19 protein-coding genes are annotated in these 16,344 nt (G+C 65.4%); 10 read left to right on the top strand and 9 right to left on the bottom strand.

Going from position 1 to position 16,344, the window contains the following annotated elements:
• Positions 1-177 precede the first annotated feature (177 nt).
• The 3 genes from JNL31_RS01195 (at position 178) to JNL31_RS01185 (ending at position 1,714) form a co-directional block, all read left to right on the top strand.
• Positions 178-639, top strand: a complete 462-nt coding sequence (locus JNL31_RS01195; RefSeq protein ID WP_294968796.1) for a PepSY domain-containing protein — start codon at positions 178-180, stop codon at positions 637-639.
• Positions 640-727: 88 nt separating this feature from the next.
• Complete coding sequence (locus JNL31_RS01190; RefSeq protein WP_294968793.1) at positions 728-1,147, top strand: hypothetical protein; 420 nt, start codon at positions 728-730, stop codon at positions 1,145-1,147.
• Between the two features lie 27 nt (positions 1,148-1,174).
• A complete protein-coding gene (locus JNL31_RS01185) occupies positions 1,175-1,714 on the top strand; it encodes a LuxR C-terminal-related transcriptional regulator (RefSeq protein WP_294968791.1) in 540 nt (179 codons plus the stop codon).
• On the opposite strand, the gene JNL31_RS01180 is transcribed toward JNL31_RS01185, so the two are convergent.
• Positions 1,703-2,095: a group III truncated hemoglobin gene (locus JNL31_RS01180; protein WP_294968789.1), complete on the bottom strand. Its 393-nt coding sequence runs from the start codon at positions 2,093-2,095 to the stop codon at positions 1,703-1,705. The two genes, JNL31_RS01185 and JNL31_RS01180, sit on opposite strands and share 12 nt — an antisense overlap.
• 40 nt (positions 2,096-2,135) lie before the next feature.
• Positions 2,136-2,504 carry a DUF2237 domain-containing protein gene (locus JNL31_RS01175; protein WP_294968787.1) on the bottom strand — a complete coding sequence of 123 codons (369 nt, stop codon included), beginning with the start codon at positions 2,502-2,504 and terminating at the stop codon, positions 2,136-2,138.
• 472 nt (positions 2,505-2,976) lie between these two features.
• Here JNL31_RS01175 and ileS point away from each other — a divergent pair, with 472 nt between their 5' ends.
• Positions 2,977-5,970 carry an isoleucine--tRNA ligase gene (ileS, locus tag JNL31_RS01170; RefSeq protein ID WP_294968785.1) on the top strand — a complete coding sequence of 998 codons (2,994 nt, stop codon included), beginning with the start codon at positions 2,977-2,979 and terminating at the stop codon, positions 5,968-5,970.
• A 50-nt stretch (positions 5,971-6,020) separates the two neighbouring features.
• On the top strand, positions 6,021-7,547 hold the full coding sequence (locus JNL31_RS01165) for an AMP-binding protein (RefSeq protein ID WP_294968782.1): 1,527 nt from the start codon (positions 6,021-6,023) through the stop codon (positions 7,545-7,547).
• Positions 7,548-7,597: 50 nt separating this feature from the next.
• On the opposite strand, the gene JNL31_RS01160 is transcribed toward JNL31_RS01165, so the two are convergent.
• A complete protein-coding gene (locus tag JNL31_RS01160; protein ID WP_294968779.1) occupies positions 7,598-7,813 on the bottom strand; it encodes a DUF1127 domain-containing protein in 216 nt (71 codons plus the stop codon).
• Between the two features lie 101 nt (positions 7,814-7,914).
• Here JNL31_RS01160 and JNL31_RS01155 point away from each other — a divergent pair, with 101 nt between their 5' ends.
• The 4 genes from JNL31_RS01155 (at position 7,915) to JNL31_RS01140 (ending at position 10,734) form a co-directional block, all read left to right on the top strand.
• Positions 7,915-8,790 carry a LysR family transcriptional regulator gene (locus JNL31_RS01155; protein WP_294968776.1) on the top strand — a complete coding sequence of 292 codons (876 nt, stop codon included), beginning with the start codon at positions 7,915-7,917 and terminating at the stop codon, positions 8,788-8,790.
• Positions 8,787-9,233, top strand: a complete 447-nt coding sequence (locus JNL31_RS01150; protein ID WP_294968773.1) for a methylated-DNA--[protein]-cysteine S-methyltransferase — start codon at positions 8,787-8,789, stop codon at positions 9,231-9,233. The genes JNL31_RS01155 and JNL31_RS01150 overlap by 4 nt, the downstream gene beginning before the upstream one ends.
• Positions 9,234-9,309: 76 nt before the next feature.
• Positions 9,310-9,801 carry an ABZJ_00895 family protein gene (locus JNL31_RS01145; RefSeq protein WP_294968770.1) on the top strand — a complete coding sequence of 164 codons (492 nt, stop codon included), beginning with the start codon at positions 9,310-9,312 and terminating at the stop codon, positions 9,799-9,801.
• Positions 9,802-9,897: 96 nt separating this feature from the next.
• The gene (locus tag JNL31_RS01140) at positions 9,898-10,734 is read left to right on the top strand and encodes a DMT family transporter (RefSeq protein WP_294968768.1); all 837 of its coding nucleotides are present in this window, start codon (positions 9,898-9,900) and stop codon (positions 10,732-10,734) included.
• Between the two features lie 58 nt (positions 10,735-10,792).
• Here JNL31_RS01140 and JNL31_RS01135 read toward each other — a convergent pair whose 3' ends face one another.
• Genes JNL31_RS01135 through JNL31_RS01125 form a run of 3 tightly spaced genes read right to left on the bottom strand, consistent with a single transcriptional unit; the run spans position 10,793 to position 13,168 of the window.
• Positions 10,793-11,497, bottom strand: coding sequence for a CDP-alcohol phosphatidyltransferase family protein (locus JNL31_RS01135; RefSeq protein WP_294968765.1), 705 nt, complete (start codon positions 11,495-11,497; stop codon positions 10,793-10,795).
• Positions 11,498-11,546: 49 nt separating this feature from the next.
• Positions 11,547-12,482, bottom strand: a complete 936-nt coding sequence (locus JNL31_RS01130; RefSeq protein ID WP_294968762.1) for a tyrosine recombinase XerC — start codon at positions 12,480-12,482, stop codon at positions 11,547-11,549.
• A complete protein-coding gene (locus JNL31_RS01125; protein ID WP_294968759.1) occupies positions 12,470-13,168 on the bottom strand; it encodes a DUF484 family protein in 699 nt (232 codons plus the stop codon). Before JNL31_RS01125 ends, JNL31_RS01130 begins: the two co-directional genes overlap by 13 nt.
• Positions 13,169-13,389: 221 nt before the next feature.
• On the opposite strand from JNL31_RS01125, the gene JNL31_RS01120 reads away from it, so the two are divergent.
• Positions 13,390-13,896, top strand: a complete 507-nt coding sequence (locus JNL31_RS01120; protein ID WP_294968757.1) for a BrnA antitoxin family protein — start codon at positions 13,390-13,392, stop codon at positions 13,894-13,896.
• A gap of 37 nt (positions 13,897-13,933) precedes the next feature.
• Here JNL31_RS01120 and JNL31_RS01115 read toward each other — a convergent pair whose 3' ends face one another.
• The 3 genes from JNL31_RS01115 to fsa form a co-directional block, all read right to left on the bottom strand.
• Positions 13,934-14,509, bottom strand: coding sequence for a hypothetical protein (locus tag JNL31_RS01115; protein WP_294968754.1), 576 nt, complete (start codon positions 14,507-14,509; stop codon positions 13,934-13,936).
• Positions 14,510-14,541: 32 nt separating this feature from the next.
• Positions 14,542-14,841, bottom strand: a complete 300-nt coding sequence (locus JNL31_RS01110; RefSeq protein ID WP_294968752.1) for a type II toxin-antitoxin system RelE/ParE family toxin — start codon at positions 14,839-14,841, stop codon at positions 14,542-14,544.
• 763 nt (positions 14,842-15,604) lie between these two features.
• Positions 15,605-16,258, bottom strand: coding sequence for a fructose-6-phosphate aldolase (fsa, locus tag JNL31_RS01105; protein WP_294968749.1), 654 nt, complete (start codon positions 16,256-16,258; stop codon positions 15,605-15,607).
• Positions 16,259-16,344 lie beyond the last annotated feature (86 nt).

Raw genomic sequence — 16,344 nt, 5'->3', positions numbered from 1 at the left:
GCGCAGGTTGCGCATAAACTCCGGTTTATTCCGGCAAACCCAGGGCATAGGGGGCGACATGTAAACCTCTGGTCAATGGCCAGCACCAGCAACCCGCGGCTTGATGGGTCCATGCTCTCGACGGTGGACACCCGATCCCCTGGACGAGCTGAAACCGCAACCGAGGGAGATTATCCAATGAAGATGAGAACGAGACTTCTGTCCTACTCCGCGGCAATCGCGCTGTCCGCAAGCGCCGCCTTCGCCGCGATCGACGGCAATCAACTGGCCGACGACTACCTCGCCCAGGGCTACAGCTTCGTTGAGGTGAAGGTCGGCCCGACCCAGACCAAGGTCGAGGCAATCAGGGGCACCACCAAGGTCGAAGTCGTGTACTCCAATGAGACCGGAGAGGTCATCAAGCAGGAAACCGAGACGGCGGATGGTGACGACGTGGGGCGGACGGGCAAGGAGGTCCGCACGGTTGGCCGGGATTTCGCGGACGGCAGCGATGATGAGGATGACGACGGCCATCATGGACCGGGCCATGACGACGATGATGATGACGATGACGATGATGACGACGATCATGGCGGTGATCACGACGATGATGACGACGATGATGATGACGACGACGATCACGGCAGCAACGACGACTGACCACCAGCTCTAGCTCGTGTGAAGGCCCCGGTCTTGCCGGGGCCTTCGGCTTGGAACATAGTTCTGAGAGAGAGGACGGGATATCCGGATGAAACGGCGGGAATTCCTTTCGGGATTGGCAACTGGCCTCGCGCTGGCCACGCCTGCAGCAGCGCGGGACTATGCCGAAAGCATCGTCCGCCAACTGAAGAAGCTTGGCTTCCGCGGGATTGTCCAGGAGCGCACGCTGCTGGGCCGCGTTCGCATCACCGCCATCCGCGGGGATGGACGGCGCGAGATTATCCTGAACCCCAACACTGGCGAAGTCCTGCGCGACCTCTGGACCGCGGAAGGCGGCAACGGGGTGGCCATTATCGACGACCGGGGAGGCTCCGGTCACGATGACGATGACAGTGACGACGATGATGACGACGACGATGACGACGACGATGACGATGATGACGATGACGACCACAGCGGCAGTGGCGGCGGCGATAGTGACGGCGGTGGTGGCCATGACGACAACTGAACGGGGCGCCGCCATTCAGGTCATGGTTTGAAACGCGCGGCCCCCTACCTTGCGATCTTCGTCATCCAGGCGCTGTGCGCCTTCTTCTTCGTGTCCGACATCCTCTCTTCCGTCGTGGGATTCCGGACCACGCCGATCAGCTGGGAAATGCGCGAGGCGATGGAAATCGGGGCCGCGATCGGGCTGATCCTTGGCGTGGTGTTGGGCGGGCTGATGCTGGCCAGGGCGCTGCGCGACCGTCATCGGGCCGAGGAACAACTGCGCCGCGCCTCGGGCGCCTTCATGGATCTCCTGCAGGAGCGCTTCGGCGAGTGGGGGCTGACGCCCTCGGAAAAGGACGTGGCGCTGTTCGCGATCAAGGGCATGTCGACCGCCGAGATCGCGGCCTTGCGTTCCACCAGTGAGGGCACGGTCAAGGCGCAGACCAATGCGATCTACCGCAAGGCCGGGGTCAGCGGCCGGTCGCAGCTTCTGTCGCTGTTCATCGAGGACCTGATGCGCGACGACGGAGCGGTCAGGCCGATGCCCGAGCCGCAGCAGTCGCAGGCTGTCACGTCAGCGAAGTGAGGGCGGTGCGCCCTCGGCACCCTGCAGGCCGAACATCAGGCCGCGCCCGATGCGGTGGGCAAGCGCCGACCATTGCGCTGCGGTTTCGGACGGAAGCTCCAGCCGAAGCACGCTGTCGAAAAGGCCAAGCCAGACCGGGAACATCGGCAACCGGACATTGCCCGCGTCCCGGTGTGCGGCCAGCGGGTTGCCGTCATAGCTGCGTTCGTTCAGGATCGCGTTCCGCCAGAAACGGGCAATCTTCTCCTCATGCGTGGGCCAGTCGGTGACATGGGCGGCGAAGACGGGCCCGAGTCCGGGGTGTTCGCGGACGCAGGCGTAGAAGGTCGCCACGACGCGGGTGATCTGGTCTGGCGTGATGTCGAAGCGGGGCGGGATCATGGCGGTGGTGTCGCGCCGGGCAGGGGCAGAGTCCAGCCGGTCAATCGGTGGCGTATTGCCGCAGGATTCCCAGCGGGACGACCGCAAGTGTGGCCTGATGCGTCGCGGCCAGCCGGACCTGCGGGGCCGCGCCTTCCTCGTGCGCCTGCAGGAACCGGGAGGCACAGAGGCACCACTGGTCGCCGGGCTTCAGGCCCTGGAAGCCGTACTCGGGGCGGGGGGTGGAGAGATCGTTGCCGAGGTATTTCGACAGGGCCAGGAATTCGGCCGTCATCAGGGCGCAGACGGAGTGGAGGCCGCGGTCCATCGGGCCGGTGTTGCAGCAGCCGTCGCGGAAGAAGCCGGTGACGGGGGTGGTGGAGCAGGGCTGGAGATCCTGTCCAAGGACGTTGAGCGAGGGGAGTTTCATGGGTTCAGGATGGCAGGTCGGGGGTCCCCTGTCCAGCGCTGTCCACGGTGGACAGAAAATCCGACCGAATGAAATCAATGGCTTGGCCGTGGGCGTTCAGGAAGGGTTTACCTTGTTCCGGTGGCGTCTTCCTGCGCGCAGCTTCGCATCGGGACGCAGGTCGGGGCGGCTTTCGAAATGAGCGCTGGCGCGCGAGCCTTTTGTCTCGTCGTCGGGCTGCGCCTCCTCCTCGGGCGTTGGGGGCGCTTCGCCCCCCAAACCCCCAGAGGATATTTGGGCCAATGTGAAAGGGATTGGGGCGGGCTGGACCCTTGATAGGCCTTTGTCTATAAGGCCGCCATGCAGATGGGACGGGTTCTTCGCGCGCGAATTACTTGCCCGGCGGGCTGAGGCCTGGCCGGGTTTGTCGTCTTGCCGCTGGTTCGGGGCTGGCCCGGACCGACCTGCCCCTGATCCTTAGGACCGTTTCTCCATGTGCGCCGATACTGCCGCCCCCCCCTCTGAGACTGGCGTCGACTACCGCGACACCGTCTTCCTGCCCGAGACCGCCTTTCCGATGCGCGCGGGCCTGCCGCAGCGCGAGCCGGAGTGGCTGGCGCGCTGGGAGCGGATCGGGGTCTATGACCGGCTGCGGTCTACCGCCGCCGGGCGGGTGCCGTTTGTCCTGCATGACGGCCCTCCTTATGCCAACGGGCATCTGCACATCGGCCATGCGCTGAACAAGGTCTTGAAGGACATGGTGGTGCGCAGCCAGCAGATGATGGGCCGCGATGCCCGCTATGTGCCGGGCTGGGACTGCCACGGGTTGCCGATCGAGTGGAAGATCGAGGAGCAGTACCGCGCCAAGGGTCTGAACAAGGACGACGTGGACACGGTCGCCTTCCGGCAGGAATGCCGCAAGTTCGCCGAGGGCTGGATCGACGTGCAGCGTGAGGAGTTCAAGCGGCTGGGGGTCACGGGGAAGTGGGACCGTCCTTACCTGACGATGGACTACCACGCCGAGGCGGTGATCGCCGACGAGTTCATGAAGTTTGTCATGAACGGGTCGCTGTATCAGGGGTCGAAGCCGGTGATGTGGTCGCCGGTGGAGAAGACCGCGCTGGCCGAGGCGGAGGTGGAGTATCACGACCATACCAGCCATCAGGTCTGGGTGCGGTTCGGTGTCGTCGGGCAGGGTGAATTCAGCGAGACCGTGGAGGATGCTGATTGGGAGCAGTTCCAGAAAGATAGCCACCAGAACTTCATCGCAATCGCGCAGCAGGAACGCATCCCGCTTTCTGTGGTGATCTGGACAACGACGCCTTGGACAATCCCGCAGAACCGAGCGGTCGCCTACAATCCGACGGTTAGCTACGGCCTTTACGAAGTGGTACGCGTCGAGGGCGACGGTGTTGAGACACCTGAGAAGATTATCGTTGCTGACAATCTTGCCGAGGCTGTGTTTGCAACCGCAAAGGTTGATCCGTCAAAGGTTCGCCGTATCTCGAAGTTCAATCCCGAAGCCCTAGTCCTCGCCCACCCATTCCGCGGCATCGAAGGGGGCAACGGCGAATGGGACTATGACGTCCCCATGCTCCCCGGCGATCACGTTACCGACGATGCGGGGACGGGGTTCGTGCATACCGCCCCCTCGCACGGGGATGATGACTATCAGTTGGGCGTGAAGTTCGGCCTGCCGATGACCTACAACGTCGAGGCCGACGGGTCGTATCGCGCCGACCTGCCCTTGTTCGGCGGGCAGCACATCATCACGCCCGAGGGCAAGGAAGGTCCGGCGAACGTCAGCGTGATCAAGCAGCTGGCCTATGCCGGGGCGCTCTTCGCCAAGGGCAAGCTGAAGCACTCCTATCCGCATTCCTGGCGGTCCAAGGCCCCGGTGATCTACCGCAACACCCCGCAATGGTTCGTGGCCATCGACCGCAAGCTGGACGACGGGCTTGGCACCTATGGCGATACCATCCGTCGCAGGGCGCTGACCTCGATCAACCAGCTGGTCGAGTGGACGCCCGCGACGGGGCGGAACCGGCTCAACTCGATGATCGAGGCGCGGCCGGACTGGGTGCTGTCGCGCCAGCGCGCCTGGGGCGTGCCGCTGACCTGCTTCGTGAAGAAGGGGGCGCGGCCGGATGCGGCGGACTTCCTTTTGAAGAGCCCGGAGGTCAATGCGCGGATCAGGGCGGCCTTCGAGGCGGAAGGCGCCGATGTGTGGTATGTGCAAGGATTCAAGGAAAAGGTGCTGGAGGGCATCGTGAATCCATCGGATTATGAACAGGTCTACGATGTGCTGGACGTCTGGTTCGATTCCGGCTCGACCCATGCCTTCGTGCTGCGCGACCGCGAGGACGGGACCTCGGACGGGATCGCCGATCTGTATCTGGAAGGCACCGACCAGCATCGCGGCTGGTTCCATTCCTCTCTTCTGCAGGCCTGCGGGACCAAGGGGCGGGCGCCCTACCGGGGCGTGCTGACACACGGCTTCACGCTGGACGAAAAGGGCATGAAGATGTCCAAGTCGCTCGGCAACACCACGGCGCCGCAGGAGGTGATCGGGGAGTATGGGGCCGACATCCTGCGGCTTTGGGTGGCGCAGTCGGACTATACGGTCGACTTGCGGATCGGGAAGGAGATCCTGAAGGGGGTCGCCGACAGCTATCGCCGCCTGCGGAATACCATGCGGTATATGCTCGGGGCTCTCTCGGGGTTCAGCGCGGCGGAGCGGGTGGATGTGGCCCAGATGCCGGAGCTGGAGCGCTGGGTGCTGCACCGGCTGGCCGAACTGGATGCCGAAGTGCGCGAAGGCTATGCGAAGTATGACTTCCAGGGGGTGTTCCAGAAGCTCTTCACCTTCTGCACCACCGACCTGAGCGCGATCTACTTCGATATCCGCAAGGATGCGCTCTACTGCGATGCGCCTTCGTCGCTGCGCCGCCGGGCCTGCCGGACGGTGATGGACATCCTGTTCCACCGGCTGACCACCTGGCTGGCGCCGGTGCTGGTCTTCACCATGGAAGAGGTCTGGCTGGAACGCTTCCCGGGCGAGGACAGCTCGGTTCATCTGGTGGACTTCCCCGAGACCCCGGCAAGCTGGCGCGACGAGGCGCTGGCCGCGAAATGGGAGACGATCCGCGACGTGCGGCGGGTGGTGACGGGCGCGCTGGAGGTGCAGCGGACCGCGAAGGTTATCGGCTCCAGCCTGGAAGCCGCGCCGGAGGTGTTCGTGACGCCGGAGATGATGGCGCTGCTGGAAACCATCACCTTCGAGGAGGTCTGCATCACCTCCTGCATCTGGCTGTCGACCAGGCCGGTGCCGGAGGGTGCCTTCGCGCTGGCCGACGTGCCGCAGGTGGCGGTGGAGTTCGAGCTGGCCAAGGGCGGGAAATGCGAGCGCTGCTGGCGGGTGCTGCCGGACGTGGGCACGCATGAACATCCGGGGACATGCCAGCGCTGCAACGACGCCTTGGGGTGAAACTTTTCCATCCGAACCGTGGTATCCTTCCCTGAACCGGGGAGGGTGCCATGATCCATAGAAGTCCCTATCCGCCGATCACCCTGACCGGCGAAAGCATCACCGAGCGGGTCTTGCGGGGCCTTGGCCCTGACCCCAACCGCGTTGTGCTGATCGACGGGCCCTCGGGCCGGGAGGTGACGGCCGGGGCGCTGGAGGGTGGTATCCGGCGGCTGGCGGGGGGATTGCGGTCGCGCGGGATCGGCAAGGGCGACGTGGTGGCGGTGCTGGCGCCGAACATCCCGGACTATGCGGTGGTGTTCCATGGCGCGGCCTTCGCCGGGGCGACGGTCACCACGATCAACCCGAGCTACACCGTGCCGGAGGTTGCCCATCAGCTGGAGGACTCGGGCGCGCGGCTCTTGGTGACGGTGTCGCCGTTCCTGGATACTGCGCAGACGGCGGCGGGCGATGTGGAGATCGTGGTCATCGGTGAGGCAGAAGGCGTCACCCCGCTGGCCGCGCTGATGGGCGAGCCGCTGGTGGCGCAGGTGCCGGTCGATGCGGCGGTGGACGTCGCGGTGCTTCCGTATTCCAGCGGCACAACGGGCCTGCCCAAGGGGGTGCGGCTGACGCATCGCAATCTGGTGGCGAATGTGGATCAATCGCTGGCGGTGATCGGCTGCGAGCCGGGCGAATGGTCGGTGGGCTTCCTGCCCTTCTTCCACATCTACGGCCAGACCGTGCTGATGAACATGCATCTTGCCGCCGGGGCCGGGGTCATCACCATGCCGCGCTTCGATCTGGAGCTGTTCCTGACGCTGGTGGCGAAATACCGGACGCCGACGCTGTTCTGCGCGCCGCCTGTCGCGGTGGCCCTGGCCAAGCATCCGATGGTGGCGAATTTCGACCTGTCCCATGTCGAGCGGTTCTTTTCCGGTGCGGCGCCGCTTGGGGGAGAGGTCGGCGATGCGGTGGCGGCGCGGATCGGCTGCCTGTCGGTACAGGGTTACGGCATGACCGAGATGAGCCCGGTCAGCCATGCGACGCCGCGTGGTCAGGCCCGGAAGGGTTCGGTCGGGGTGACGCTGCCCTCGACCGAATGCCGGATCGTTGTGGACGGGCGCGATGCGGGGGTGGGCGAGGCGGGAGAGTTGTGGGTCAGGGGGCCGCAGGTGATGGCGGGCTACCACAACCGGCCCGACGCGACCGCCGAAACGCTAAGCGCGGATGGCTGGCTTCGGACGGGGGATCAGGCCGAGGTGGACGCCGACGGCTATGTCTTCATCCGCGACCGGCTGAAGGAGCTGATCAAGGTCAAGGGCTTCCAGGTTGCACCGGCCGAGGTGGAGGCGGCGCTGCTGACCAGCCCGATGGTGAAGGATGCCGCGGTCAAGGGTGTGCCGGACGAGGATGCGGGCGAGGTGCCGGTTGCCTTCGTCGTGCCCGCCGAGGGAGCCGAGGAAGCGGCCATCCGTGCGCATCTGGCCGGGCAGCTGGCGCATTACAAGCTGCCAAAGCGGATCACCTTCATCGAGGCGATCCCGAAATCGGCCTCGGGCAAGATCCTGCGGCGGATGCTGCCGGGCGAAGCTTGAGCGGGAGAAGGTAAAGGCTTCGCCGAGGGTGGGGTCCCCTCGGCGAAGAGTCAGGCCGAGGCGCCCACGGGGAGACCGCGGGGCGTCGGCGTCGAATGGAAGCGCAGCGTCTTGACCTGGGCGGCAGCGAGAACCTCGCCCCGGCGCATGGCCAGAAGCTCTTCACGGGTCAGACCGATGTCGTCCAGCAAGTGATCGTCTTCGCGTTCCAGCAGGAACGCAGTCGAGCGGCGCAGCTGCATGAGGGCGAAGAGGCGGGCGAACATGATCAATCTCCTTTGCGTGTAGGCTGAAGATAGGGGCGGGTTTGACATTTCACAAACGAATAGGTTTGATGGCTAACATAAATCTGACTCATGGGTTTGCGATGAAGCCGCCCCTCGACAGCGACCTGATGCGCAGCTTTCTGGCGGTGGCCGACCTCGGCTCGGTTACGGCGGCGGCGGGACGGCTGTACCGCACGCAGTCGGCGGTCAGCCTGCAGGTGAAGCGGCTGGAGGACAGCCTGGGTCAGCCGCTGTTCGACCGGCAGGCGCGCGGGGTGGTCCTGACGCCGCGCGGCGAGCAGCTGGTGCCCTATGCCCGCCGCGTGGTGGCGCTTCTGGACGAGGCGGCGATTGCCCTGCGGGAGAAGCCGCTGGTCGGGCCGGTTCGGGTCGGGATTTCGGACGAGTATTCCGGCACGGTCCTGCCCCGCGCGCTGGCGGCCTTTGACGAGCGGCACGAGGGGGTGCAGGTCTCGGTGCGGGTGGACCATTCCTCGGCCCAGATCAAGGCGCTGGAGGCTGACGAGATCGACCTCGCGGTGATCTACGACTGGGCCTATGTGCAGGAGGGCGAGGTGTTGTGCATCGACCCGACGGTCTGGGTGACATCCGTGACCCATGCGCAGCACCTACGCCGACCGGTGCCGGTGGCCGTCTATTTCAGTTCGGAATGGAGCCGGGACTATGTGGAGGTGTCGTTGAACCGGCTGGCGTTCGACTGGCGGGCGGCCTGGGCCTGCGACATGGCGGGCGGGTTCCGGGTGGCGGTGACGAACGGGATGGCAATCGCGCCCCTGTCGCGCAGCACCATCCCGGCGGGCTGCCGGGAGCTGACGACGGCAGACGGCTTTCCGATCGTCGACAACGCGCGGGTGGTGTTGCGGCGGAACCCGCGGGGAACCTCGCCGGCGATGGAGGGGATGGCGGATATGCTGCGCGAGGCCTTCGCTCCCCTGCGGCGGGAGGGGCCGGCATGATCCGGGCCGGGATCACCGGGCCCTTCGGGCCCGTGGCGCTGGTCGAGCGGGAGGGCCTGCTGGTGGGTCTCGAGTGGCGGTTGCCCGAAGTGCAGGGCGAAAGCGCGCTGCTGGCCGAGGGGCTGGCGCAACTCGCGGCCTATTTCGACCGACGGCTCACCCGGTTCGACCTGCCGCTGGACTGGGGAACCGGGCTGAATGCGGCTGTGCGGCGGGCGATGGCCGATATTCCCCAGGGCGAGACCCGGACCTATGGCCAGATCGCGAAGGCGGTGGGCGCGGCGCCGCAGGCCGTGGGGCAGGCCTGCGGGGCGAACTCCTTGCCGATCATCATCCCCTGCCATCGCGTGACGGGGACCGACTGGTTCGGCGGATTCTCCGCTCCGGGCGGGGTGGAGACGAAAGCGGCATTGTTGCGACACGAGGGGGCGCTGTTGATCTAGGCGGAATGCCGGACTTGCCTGCCGGGCGGGAGGAGCGCAGACTTCGCGGCACCAATTTCAAGGAGCGCATTCGATGATGAGCGACGCCGTTTCCGGGGGCCTTGGGCGCCCGCTTCTGATCTTCACCGGGATCCTGGTGGCCGGGCAGGTGGTCCTGTACGGCATCGGTCAGGCGTTCCCCGATTTCGACATGCCGTCGAGCTTTGGCCTGGTCATCGCGATGGTGGCGGCCATGTCCGGCGGCCAGAGCTTTGCCAGGGCCACGGGCCGCGCCTTCACCGGGGGCGAGAAGCTGCGGTTTTCGCTGACGGGCGTGGCGATTTCCATCGCGCTGTCGCTGGCAACCATCGCGGGGATCCTGGCCTGGTACGGCCTGCCGCTCTCGACCGACATGCTGGCGCTGGTCATGACCGGCGACCCGGCGATGGCGGCAGAGATGAAACCCTGGCTGCCGGTGATCTTCGGCATCGGCCTGCTGATCGGCTGGGCGGTGATCCACTTCGGGGCGGGGGTCGGGGCGAAGGGCATGGTGAAGCGGATGGCCAAGGAAGCGGCCAGGAACGGCTGAGCCTAGCGAAACCGCAGGTCTGGACCTATCGGACTGCTTGTGCCCGCGCGCGCCGAGGCTTACGCCTGCATGTGACAGTTTCGCGACGGGTGCGCTTTGAGCCTTGGCATCTTCCTGGCCGTCCTGGGTGCGGCCTTTCTTCATGCCCTTTGGAATGCGCTGATCAAGCTCGGGACCTCGAAGGTCGGCGGGATGGTGATCCTGTCCATCGTGGAGGTGCCGATCGGGCTGGCGGTGGTGGCCTTCGCCAACCCGATCGACCCGGCGGCGGTGCCCTGGGTTCTGGCGGCGGGCTGCACGCATTTCGCCTACAAGTTCTTCCTGACCTATGCCTATGACCGCGGCGACCTGAGCCGGGTCTACCCCATTGCCCGCGGCGCCGCACCGATGATCGTGGCGCTGTTCGGCGCGGCCTTCCTGGCCGATGCGGTGACGGGCAAGGAATATGTGGCCATCGCGGTGCTGGCGGCGGGGATCCTTTTGATGGCGCGGGGGGTGTTCGCATCCGGCGAGGACCGGAGGCTTCTGCCCTTTGCCATCGGATCGGCATGTGCCACTGCGACCTATACGCTGATCGACGGGATGGGCGCGCGGGTCTCGGGTGCGCCCGCCGCCTATGTGGCCTGGGTCTTCGTCGCGGATGGCACGATCTTCACGCTGGGGATGCTGGCCCTGCGCGGCTGGGATGTGATCCCGCGCAACCTGCACGCCTGGCGCATGGGGGCCTTTGCCTCGGCGGCGAGCTACGGGGCCTATGCGGTGTCGATCTGGGCGATGACCTTCGCCCCCATCGCCGTGGTGGCCGCACTGCGCGAGACCTCGATCCTGTTCGCGGTCCTGATCGGCTGGCTGGTCTTCGGCGAGCGGATGACAGGGGAAAAGGCCCTGGCCTCGCTGATTATTGTCACTGGCGTGATGCTGACGCGGTTGTGAGCGTCCAAATTTCTTGAGGAAGAAATTTGTCAAAATCCTTGCTTAAGGATTTTGGCCGTCACCGCACCCGGCGAATGCCTTCGGGCACCATCTGCTGCGCGATCCCGGCCAGCGCGAGGTAGAGCGAGGTCAGCACCAGCAGCCACTTCGCGACGGGACCTTCGTGGAAATCCCACCAGGCCGACCAGCCGGCCAGCACAATCCAGGCGATGATCACACCCAGCGAGATCTCGTACCAGCGACTGGTGCGGACCGGGTGGATGAACTTGAGGTTGGTGAACATCGTCACCGTCAAGAGGATCACGATCAAAAGGATCACGGTCTGGCTGGGCTGGGTCGCGAAGAGGACCAACACCACCATGTTCCAGCAGGCCGGAAAGCCCGCGAAGGACTTGTCCTTGGTCTTCATCCTTGTGTCGGCGAAGTAGACGACCGAGCCGTAGCAGATCACGATGATCGCCAGCCAGCCGGTCCAGCCGGGCAGGAGGCCGGACTTGAAAAGCGCGAAGGCCGGGATGAAGACATAGGTCAGGTAATCGACGATCAGGTCCATCAGGACCCCGTCATAGGTCGGCCAGTTCTTCCGCACGTCGAAGCGGCGGGCAAGCGGGCCGTCGATCCCGTCCACGATCAGCGCGACGACCAGCCACAAGAACATCAGGCTCCAGTTTTCCTCGACCGCGGCCAGCATGGCGAACATCGACAGGACGGCGCCCGAGGCGGTGAGGAGATGGACGGAGAGGGCTTTGAGGCGCGGGGTCATGAGAATGTGATGGCGGATTATGGGCTCGGGTGCAACTGTTTGGCCGCGCTCAGGCGCGGGGATGGGCTTTTTCGTAGACCTCCATCAGCCGGGCGGCGTCGACGGCGGTATAGGCCTGCGTGGTCGACAGCGAGGCGTGGCCCAGCAGGTCCTGGATGGCACGAAGGTCGCCGCCGGCTGACAGGAGGTGGGTGGCGAAGCTGTGCCGCAGCGCATGGGGCGTGGCTGTCGCGGGCAGGCCAAGGCGGAGGCGGGCACGCTCCATTCCGGCCTGGATCAGGCGGGGATTGACCGGGCCGCCGCGCGCGCCACGGAAGAGCGGCTCGCCGGGTGTCAGGTCGTAGGGGCACTGGCGGGCATAGTCGGCCACTGCCTCGGCGGCGGCGGGGATCACGGGGACGGGGCGGGTCTTGCCGCCCTTGCCGGTGATGCGCAGGGTTTCCGGGAGCGGGTGGTCGGCTCCGGTCAGCGAGAGCGCTTCCGAGATGCGGAGGCCGAGGCCGTAGAGGAGCGTGGCGATGGCGGTGTCGCGGGCGGCGATCCAGTCCTCGCGGGCATCGCTGCCGATGTCGGTCAGAACCTCGGCGGCGCCCTCTTCGGAAAGCGGGCGCGGCAGGGTGCGGCGGTGTTTCGGACCGCGGGCGGAGAGGACGGTTGTGGCGTCGGTGCCGGTGCGGTCGGCGGCCCAGGCGGTGAAGCTTTTCACGGCCGAAAGGGCGCGGGCGAGCGAGCGGGGCGAGAGGCCCCGGCTGCGCTCCTCGGACATCCAGGCGCGGAGGTCGGGGTGGGTGGTCCTGGCGACCGCGGCGACGCCTTCTGCACCTCCCCTGTGGGCGGAGAGGAACTTCAGGTAGCGGGTGACGTCGCGGCGGTAGGCCTCGATTGTGTTAACGGCGGCCCCCTCCAGCGCCTGCAACTGGGCGAGCCACTGCGCCAGCGCATCCCCCAAGGCGGGGCTGAGGAAGGGATCGACTAGCCCAGCCACCGACGCATCGCCCGTTCGAAGACGCCCGCGAAAAACGCAAGCAGATCAGTGCCGTGGGTGGACTTGAACTGGTTGGGGTCTTCCGAGGCGAAGACCAGCATGGCGGGAAGGCGGCCCGGGCCGAGGTCGAGTTTCATCAGGGCTTCGGACTGGAACTCCTCGGCGCGGAGGCCGTAGAGATTAACGGCCAAGGCGGTGATCGAGCGGAGGACCACGGGGCGGCCGGGGCCGTTGCGGCCGTTGGTCAGGTAGGTGCCGACGAAGCCTGCAGGCGCCACCTGCAACACCTCGCCCAGGCGGCGGAGGGTGGGGTCGGCGGTGCCGTCCTCTTGCAGGGTCTCCAGCACCAGGCGCACCATGTCGACCCGCAGGGTCTGGGCGACCTCGCCCGTCAGGGCCTTCATGAAGGCCTCGAAATTCGTCGGCTCCAGCAGTTGCAGGATGGCCCGATGCACCTGGTTGGTCCCGGCCAGGTTCTCGTAAGCCGCTGCAATCACTGACCTATGTGTGTCTTCCAGCCGGTCGAGCCGGGTCTCCAGCCGCTGCATGGCGATGCCGCGCAAATCGACGATATTCGCCCCCATGGCGCGTTCGTTGGCGGCGACGAGGGCGTTCATCACGTCGCGATCCTCCAGGAGCCGCTCGGGCTCGGCAAGGATGCGGTCGCGCAAATCGGGTTCGATCATGGGGCTCGGGCCTGCGGGTAGGACTGCTTTTCGCCGGAGTATAGGCGAGGGGCCAAGGGCTTGGCGACAGGGTTAATGCGAGACGGCGAAAGGGGCGGGCAGGGATGCAACAGTGGGTCTTCCTTGCGTCTTCCATCTGTCTTCCTTCCGTCTCTACGCGCGGTGGCTTGGCACGACGTTAACCCATCGGCGGGAAGCTGGGGGCCGCAGAGGAGCCCGCCATGCCCGACCTGAAGAAACAGACCCCCCGCCAGCGCGCCCAGATGACCTACATGATGGATGTCATGCGGCGGCTGGAATGGGACCTGCACAACACCATCGAGCTGACCGGGCGCATCCCGGAGGAGTGGCACGCGATCGCCACGGCGACACCGAGAGCGGCGAAGGTGAAGGTCAACCTGTGCCTGGAGGGGGACGTGGTGAAGTTCTTCAAGTCGATGGGCGAGGGCTACGGGCCGCGGATCAACGACGTGCTGAAAAGCTACATGCATGCGCGCCTCGCCGGGGTGATCCGGGGGGCCGAGACGCTGGCGCATTACCGGGAGCGGGAGGAGACGCATGCAGGCGGGAAGCCGCAGTTCGGGGATGTGGCGAAGGCGATGGGGGAGGAGTGGGAGGATGCGGGGCCGGAGGTGGTGGAGGCCGTTCGGGCTCGATTGCAGGAGATGCGGCAGAAGCGGGAGGCGGAGGGGGAGCCGCGGGGGTTTGGCGGGCCATTGGTGCGGTGAGGGGGGCCATTCGGCTGGTGCCCATGGGACAGATTGATTACCTTCGATTTGACGATCCGAAAGACCTGCCATTCGCCAATAGATCATGAGCTTTCGGTCGAAAGCCAAATCTATCATTCCAAATTTCGGTTGGACCCATCGACAAAGAATAGACTTCAATATTCGTCCACTTCGTCTTTCCCGCCGCACCGCACCTGAACATAAGGGCAAGATGGAACATGCCAGCAATTGCATTTTCGAATCCTTCCCGAATAATCTCTGATCGCGCGAAAGGGCGTTCGGATGGAGCGATATGGGGTGCAGGATACACAAAGGATGCTGTGACGATATCGCCCGGATTTGCTATTCCTTCGACGCGGCCCAAGACGCTAGCTCCAACATAGTGACATGCCTGCTTGATCGTTCGTGCCCACTTCTTATGATGCCAGTTGCAATCTGGGCGCTTAACCTCGAAAGCAAATATGTATTTCTCAAAGTTTGTTGCGAGCGGTCTTGCCAGAACATCACACTTCAACTGGCGCCCATGAAAATGCAGGTTCACTTCTTCCTGACATACGAAGTTAGCGCCCAAGTGGGCGATCAACTCAATCCTGGCTTCGTGTTCAATGTCCAACTTTCCGCCCTCGCCGCATCCAGAATTTGTTCTCAGGGCGACCGCCAATCTTCGCGCGTGTGGAATATGCGAGCAATGAGGACAGTGGGTCCATTGATGCGATAGAGGCAGGCGTATCCATCTTTTCCGAAACGAATAATTCGGGCGCGCAGATTGGATGCCGAGATAACCGGGCTGTCGAAGGGGTTCTCTGCAAGTCGCGTGAAGGCAGTATTGAACGCATTGAGCATTCGGTCAGCCGCCGCTGGGTTCTTCTCTCGGAGGAAGCAGTCCAGACGGTCGAAGTCCGACAGTGCTCCCGGCGTCAGCGTGACGGTGTAGGCTTCGGACATGGCGCGGCGGGGTCTTTGGCGCGCGCGGCGGACCATTGGCGGACGGCATCGAGGGTATGGCCTAGGCCGTCCCGATCAAAGGCGGCAAGCCGGGCTTCGGCGAGGCGAAGCTCTTCTTCCGGGATCAGGGGGGTGGGCGGGACGCTGTTCATGAGGGGAAGATAGCGCGGTGAGGGGGGTGTGTCCATCTTGGCGGCTGGGTGGTGCGCTGTAGCGCACCCTACATTTCGCACCCCGGACTTGATCCGGGGTCTCCGGCGCGGATCGAGGCCCCGGCTCGGGGTCGGGGCGTAGGGGGAAGAGTCGGGGTGAACCCCGACGTACCTGTCATCCCCGCGAAAGCGGGGATACATGTTGGAAGGTCGAAGCTGGGTCCCCGCTTTCGCGGGGATGACAGTTGGTGCGGGTTGGTGAACGGCGTCACGAGAGTCGGGGTGAACCCCGACCTACAGAATCTTCTGCCCGGTCTTCGCCCAGCGAGCCGTAGGGTGGGTGCCAACCCACCGATGCCACCACCGTCCGAGCAAGGCCGCAAGCCCGAGAAGCAAATTGCTGTCGATTGGGCCGGGAAATGGTGGGTTGGCACCCACCCTACGGCGGTGCGCTGTAGCGCACCCTACATTTCGCATCCCGGACTTGATCCGGGGTCTCTTGGTGGGATCGAGGCCCCGGCTCGAGGCCGGGGCGCGGGGAGAGTCGGGGTGAACCCCGACCTACGGGGTGGCGGGTTGGCACCCACCCTACGCAGGGCGGGACGCCGTGGTTACAGAATCTTCTGCCCCGTCTTCGCCCAGTCCTTGGTGAACTGGTCCAGCCCCTTGTCGGTCAGGACGTGGCTCGCCAGCGCCTTGATCACTGCAGGCGGCGCCGTCACCACATCGGCGCCGATCATCGCGCAGTCTTTCACATGGTTGGCGGTGCGGATCGAGGCGGCGAGGATCTGGGTCTTGAAGTCGTAGTTGTCGTAGATCGTGCGGATGTCGCCGATCAGGTCGAGGCCGTCGAGGTTGATGTCGTCGAGCCGCCCGATGAAGGGGGAGATGAAGGTCGCTCCGGCCTTGGCGGCGATCAGCGCCTGGTTGGCCGAGAAGCAGAGGGTGACGTTGACCATGAAGCCCTCGCCCGACAGCACCTTGCAGGCCTTCAGCCCGTCCCAGGTCAGCGGCACCTTGACCGCGATGTTCGGGGCGATGGCGGCGAGCTTGCGGCCCTCGGCCAGCATCTCGTCGGCCTTGAGCGAGACGACTTCGGCAGAGACCGGGCCCTTGACGAAGGAGCAGATTTCCTTGGTGACTTCCAGGATGTCGCGGCCGGATTTCAGGATGAGGGACGGGTTGGTGGTGACGCCGTCGACCATGCCGAGGTCGTTGAGCTCGCGGATGGCGTCGACGTCGGCGGTGTCGATGAAGAATTTCATGGGGGTCCTCCTGAACGGTTGCGGGGGTGCCGCGCCGGGGGTTGAATGCTCTCGGGTCGGGGTTTAGCCCAAACGGCGGGTGAGCG

It is taken from the genome of Tabrizicola sp. (assembly GCF_016792905.1).
GTDB lineage: Bacteria > Pseudomonadota > Alphaproteobacteria > Rhodobacterales > Rhodobacteraceae > Tabrizicola.
The sequence above is the reverse complement of the archived record's forward strand: the minus strand, read 5'-3'. Positions and strand labels throughout refer to the sequence as shown.

Coding starts and splice junctions, on each gene's coding strand:
- JNL31_RS01195 (WP_294968796.1), top strand. CDS start 178: ATGAAGATGAGAACGAGACTTCTGTCCTACTCCGCGGCAATCGCGCTG.
- JNL31_RS01190 (WP_294968793.1), top strand. CDS start 728: ATGAAACGGCGGGAATTCCTTTCGGGATTGGCAACTGGCCTCGCGCTG.
- JNL31_RS01180 (WP_294968789.1), bottom strand. CDS start 2,095: ATGATCCCGCCCCGCTTCGACATCACGCCAGACCAGATCACCCGCGTC.
- JNL31_RS01175 (WP_294968787.1), bottom strand. CDS start 2,504: ATGAAACTCCCCTCGCTCAACGTCCTTGGACAGGATCTCCAGCCCTGC.
- ileS (WP_294968785.1), top strand. CDS start 2,977: ATGTGCGCCGATACTGCCGCCCCCCCCTCTGAGACTGGCGTCGACTAC.
- JNL31_RS01165 (WP_294968782.1), top strand. CDS start 6,021: ATGATCCATAGAAGTCCCTATCCGCCGATCACCCTGACCGGCGAAAGC.
- JNL31_RS01160 (WP_294968779.1), bottom strand. CDS start 7,813: ATGTTCGCCCGCCTCTTCGCCCTCATGCAGCTGCGCCGCTCGACTGCG.
- JNL31_RS01155 (WP_294968776.1), top strand. CDS start 7,915: ATGAAGCCGCCCCTCGACAGCGACCTGATGCGCAGCTTTCTGGCGGTG.
- JNL31_RS01150 (WP_294968773.1), top strand. CDS start 8,787: ATGATCCGGGCCGGGATCACCGGGCCCTTCGGGCCCGTGGCGCTGGTC.
- JNL31_RS01145 (WP_294968770.1), top strand. CDS start 9,310: ATGAGCGACGCCGTTTCCGGGGGCCTTGGGCGCCCGCTTCTGATCTTC.
- JNL31_RS01135 (WP_294968765.1), bottom strand. CDS start 11,497: ATGACCCCGCGCCTCAAAGCCCTCTCCGTCCATCTCCTCACCGCCTCG.
- JNL31_RS01125 (WP_294968759.1), bottom strand. CDS start 13,168: ATGATCGAACCCGATTTGCGCGACCGCATCCTTGCCGAGCCCGAGCGG.
- JNL31_RS01120 (WP_294968757.1), top strand. CDS start 13,390: ATGCCCGACCTGAAGAAACAGACCCCCCGCCAGCGCGCCCAGATGACC.
- JNL31_RS01110 (WP_294968752.1), bottom strand. CDS start 14,841: ATGTCCGAAGCCTACACCGTCACGCTGACGCCGGGAGCACTGTCGGAC.
- fsa (WP_294968749.1), bottom strand. CDS start 16,258: ATGAAATTCTTCATCGACACCGCCGACGTCGACGCCATCCGCGAGCTC.